This window comes from Pseudomonadota bacterium, assembly GCA_010028905.1.
Classification (GTDB): Bacteria; Vulcanimicrobiota; Xenobia; order RGZZ01; family RGZZ01; genus RGZZ01.
In genome coordinates, this window is the sequence record RGZZ01000399.1 from 1 (window position 1) to 4,652 (window position 4,652).

4 protein-coding genes are annotated in these 4,652 nt (G+C 66.2%); 3 read left to right on the forward strand and 1 reads right to left on the reverse strand.

The window, feature by feature from the left end:
* Positions 1-27: 27 nt before the first annotated feature.
* From EB084_19910 to EB084_19920, 3 genes are all read left to right on the forward strand, one after another.
* A complete protein-coding gene (locus tag EB084_19910) occupies positions 28-1,704 on the forward strand; it encodes a hypothetical protein (GenBank protein NDD30531.1) in 1,677 nt (558 codons plus the stop codon).
* Entirely contained in the window at positions 1,701-2,003 is a 303-nt protein-coding gene (locus EB084_19915) for a hypothetical protein (GenBank protein ID NDD30532.1), read from the forward strand. The genes EB084_19910 and EB084_19915 overlap by 4 nt, the downstream gene beginning before the upstream one ends.
* 474 nt (positions 2,004-2,477) lie before the next feature.
* The gene (locus EB084_19920; protein ID NDD30533.1) at positions 2,478-2,930 is read left to right on the forward strand and encodes a hypothetical protein; all 453 of its coding nucleotides are present in this window, start codon (positions 2,478-2,480) and stop codon (positions 2,928-2,930) included.
* A 106-nt stretch (positions 2,931-3,036) separates the two neighbouring features.
* Here the strand turns inward: EB084_19920 and EB084_19925 are convergent, their stop codons facing one another.
* Entirely contained in the window at positions 3,037-4,437 is a 1,401-nt protein-coding gene (locus EB084_19925; GenBank protein ID NDD30534.1) for a hypothetical protein, read from the reverse strand.
* Positions 4,438-4,652 lie beyond the last annotated feature (215 nt).

Here is a 4,652-nt window from a genome sequence, read left to right on the forward strand (position 1 = left end):
CCTCCCGCGCCCACCGCTGGCCCTGCATTGCTCCACCTCGTGGAGACGCCGCCCACGGGGCAGGCCACCAACGCGTTCGTGTCGCAGCTCGCAACGCAGCTCTCACTCGATGGTCCGCGCGCCGAGGTCGCAGCCCGACTCGCCTTGAGTGCGGGCGTCGACCCGTCTGACAAGGTGAAGGGCCCCATGCTGGCCACCTACGCCGACCTCACCGTCAAGACCGCCTCACTGGGGCTGGCCCCGGACAGCCTGCAGATGCGACTGCTCGATAAGGTGCTGGTTGCGAACCTGCGCGACGAGCAAGCCGCGGCCAATGCCACCCACGTCTGGAACGTGGGCGACGGCGCCCTCGAGATCGGAAAGCTGCTGAATCAGGGAGGAGCGGCCCTCTCCCCGCAAGAGCTGGGGAACCGGGTGGTGGCGGCCATGCTGCACGACCCACCGAACAAGAAGCCGGTGGGCCCCTCGTTCTTGCTGCACAACAAGTTCGCCGCCAACCGAATCGACGACATCTTTGCCGAAGCCCGTGAAAGCACGCCTTCACACGATCGCGACGCCCTCGACAGACTGCAGGCCATGGCGCGACGACGCGCCCTCGATCATCACGTGGCGCCCGCATGGATGGCCTTCACCACTGTGGGTGAGGCGGCGAAGTCGCTCCCCTCACTGAAGGCCGCGACGGCCGGCCTCGACGAGAGCGAGCGGCGCGCACGCCTCGATGCGCTGAACGGCGTGATGCTCGACACCATCCTGGTGAAAGGCTCGAATCCAGCGGTGGGCCTGCCAACCCCTGAGCAGCTGCATGAATCCCTGCACGCAAAAGGGATCCCCGTCACCCACGAAGAGGCGTCAACCCTCACCAGCCTGAGCGAAAAGCTGCTCGACCCCATCCATGCCGATCAGCACCCACCCGACGCCGAACACCCCACGTATCGGGTGAAGTTCAGCGCCGCAGAGCAGGCGTTGCTCGACGGCATCAACGCCAGCTATCGCGCCGAAGCCCTGAGCCAGGGAGTGATTCCGGAAGGCGTGGGTCATCACTTCGACTGGTACACCCCGCCGAACACGAGCCAGTTCCCCCTGGCGCGCGCCGAGCTCGACGCCGCGTTGCACATGATCGCCGCCGACGGTCTGGCGAACTACGCAAAGGCCGACGCCTTCCTGGTCAAAGCGCCCGATGGCTCTGCCACCCCTGGCAAGTTCCTCGGGTTCTACCCGACGCAAGGGCCCGAGGTGGCCTACCTCTCCGCCCAGAGCAACAAGCCGGGTGGCAGCTACTACAGCTATCGCTCGTTCCTCACCGAGATGCCGGCCGTGGCCGATGTTGCGGCGCGCGAGCACGACCGCACCGCAGGCCTGGTTGGGCAGACCCTTGAGGGGCTGAAGACGCAGTTCAAAGGCGGATATCTCTCCCTCGACCCGAAGTCGAGCTTCGAGCCATGGCGTGAGGCTCCGCTCGAGGGAACCCCCCAGCAGCGCCGTGACGCCTGGACGCTGGCCAACCTCGACGCCGTGCTTCCCCAGGCCAACGGCTGGCGCGCCGTCCAAGGCCTGGAGTCGTTGACCGCCGAAGCGGTGCGCGCCGACAGCGCGCTCCTCACGAAAGCGATCACGGGCTACCAGTCTGCCTACCAGTCGGCCTTCGCCACCCGCCTCAACGAGCTCGACGCCACCACTCCAGGCATCGGAGCGCATCCGAAGTGACACACGAGCTTCTCCAGACCGAGCTGCAGGAGCCCGAGAGCGGTCGGTGGGTGCGTGTCGACCTCACCCTCGATCAAGACCGCATCGCACGAGGCGTGGCCGAGACCTCTTCCCTTCCACTGCTCGAGGAGACCGTTCGGGCCGTTCTCGACGCCTGTCGAGGCCGGCGCCGCGCGGATGTCATCGACCTGACGCCAGGTCAGCTGCACGAGGCGCTGAGCGATGCGCGCCTGCGCGATGACGATGTGGCCTTTGCCCTGCGCGCGGTCCAGCAGGCCCTGCTCGAACGAACCCATTGAGCCACACTGAAATCTGCGCGTGATTCCTTGCCGGATCAACGCCGCACCAGACCAGAAAGTTAACAGCGGTTACATCGACACACCTCCCTCACGCTCTGGTCGAATCGACCTGCAAGCGCGCGGCACAGCGGCGCCCCCCCCTCCGCGGGACCCCGCAGATCGGAGGGCGCGCGTGACACGCGCGCGTCTGCTCACCCCGCGAGAGATGCTGCGCCCCCGTCACACCACGCGCACCTCGACGACCACGTCGAGCTGAGCGAAGACGCGCTCTCTGCGCAGCACGAGCCCGAGCTACAGCCGAGAGGCCTGGCGACCCCCGGCGGCAACGACCTCGGCGCCCTCCCCCCACTGGGCTCGAATCCCAGCCCCGCCGAGCTGAAGGCCTTTGTCTCGAAGACCTACGATCAGTTCCCCCCGTTCAAGCAGGTCTATGAGGGCCGCCTGGGTCTCAACAAGAACCAGGCGCTGGCGTTCATGTACGCCGACATGTCGCGCGAGTCGGCCAAGGACAGCCGCTGGCAGATGGACCTCGAGACGGGAGATGGGTCGTCACGGTCATGGGGACCTTTCCAGGCCGCGGTCACCAACTTCCGCGGAGGAGGCTACGACGCCAGCATCCCGAACCGGCTGGGCCTTCCCACCCCTGACATCAGCCAGTTCAAGAATCCCGCCGTCTCGACCTACGCGGGCATGAAGCGCCTGGCCGAAGGCACCGCGCGTGCGCACGAAGAGATCGGCCCGGGACATCCGCCCAAGGACTTCCTGCTGGGCTCGCTGGCCGACCACAACACCGGCTGGGTGAGCTCATGGAAGATTCCCGACTGGCAGAAAGGCTACGGCAACGAGGTGCTCCGCCTCATGAGCGGCTATCTCGAGAAGGGCCATCTCACCGACAACAAGGCCTACTGGACGGGAGAGCCGCTGTGACGACGGCTCTCCTCCCGATTCTGTCGCATCAATCACAGAAAGCCGATGCGAACGTGGCCCATTGATCAGTCTTCTTCACGTTCTGTGAAGATCAGGCCAGTACTCGTCAGAGAAAGCGAGGCCGCACCACCACCGAGACCGGTGCGAAGCGCTTGCCGACCCGCAGCGATATGCGTGCGGGATCGTTGACCGCCCCCCCATCGACGCCGCTCGCATCGAGCTGGAGCCCGTACAGGCGATCCCCCTTCCCCGTGAGCACGACACGCACGCGCCCTCCCGCGGGCGTCTGGGCAAGGTAGACATAGCGATCACGGCCCTGCGGCTGCAACCCTCCACCTGGCACCTCAAAGGTGAGCCCGCTCACCCCAACGATGAACGGCGTGCTGGGGACATCGATGACATCACGAACGGCAAACGCTCCCTCGAGCCCGAGGTTCCCTCCTCTCCGCTGCACAGTGAGGGACGAGACCGACAGCAGCACCGAGGGCACGAGATCAATGCGACCTGCCTGATCGAGAAAGGCGCCGCTTGTGATGGGCCGCGCGGAGCCGTCAGGGAAGAAGCGGGAGAGCGTGACCTGGTCGTGCCCCACCACGGTTCCATCGGTATCTGCCGCGATGCTGTTCACAGCCCACAGGTTGCGATTGATGATCTGGGGGGTCGTCGAACCCGGCGCAAGCGTGAACAGAAAACCGTCAAAGACGTCTGCAACGAGCAGATTGCCTTCAGCATCGACGTCGACATCGCCCGGGTCGGGAATGTACGGCAGCTGCAGCACGTCGCCGGTACGCGCATCGACGGCAATGACCTGATTGACGCGACCACCCACCGCGAAGATGCGATTCTGCAGCAGCGCCGAGGCGATAGCGTAGGGCTGGTAGTACGGGAGCGTCGCTACGGTTGCAACCGCACCCGAGCGCACGTCGACCCGGACGATGGCCCCGTCACCACACGCCGCCACGATCACCTCGGCCGATTCGAACGCCATGTCGAGGGCACCCCCGTGAGACGCGAGATCTGCGACGGGCGTAACCAGGCCTGTCGCCGGATCGAAGCGCGAGATGCGCTGCTGCGTGGCTCCAGAGACATAGACGCAACCGTCTTCACCGTAGGCGACCGAGGTTGGAGACAGTGCACTCACGATCACGCGGCGACTGCCGGTGAACGGATCGATGGCGCTGACATCGCGTCCCCCCACGCGGGGCGCGAGAATCGTTCCCGGAGGGAGAATGCGCCACGATGCCGGCACCCCCATCGAACCCGCGACCACGGCCGGCGCTTGCGATGGCACCTCCGCGGAAGGCGGCGATTTGGCTGCGGCACGAGCCGCCGCGGGAACACCCTCGAGCGACTGGGCTGACGAGGGCGTTGACCCCGTCAAGCCTGTCGAGGTGCCACTGCCGCATCCCGCGAGGAGTGCCCCGAACAAGAGCAACGCAGAAACCCCGCTCGAGAGCGATCGCTTGATACGAGAAAGACGGCAGAAGGTCTGGGCAGAGCGGCACATGGGTGTCGTCTCCTATCTGAGCTGTGCGGGCGAGGGCTCGCCTTGCAGACCCGCATCAACGCCCCAAAGGCGTACCTTCCTGTGCTTCCCGTTTCTGCCTTGGCTGTCACAGAACACCGGGCCAACGCGGCCGGTGCTACCGCAGGTCACGTCGTTCTGCAGCGCTGCGCCCAGAACACCCCTTCGCGCAGGCGAGGCAGGCGCTGCTCGACCAG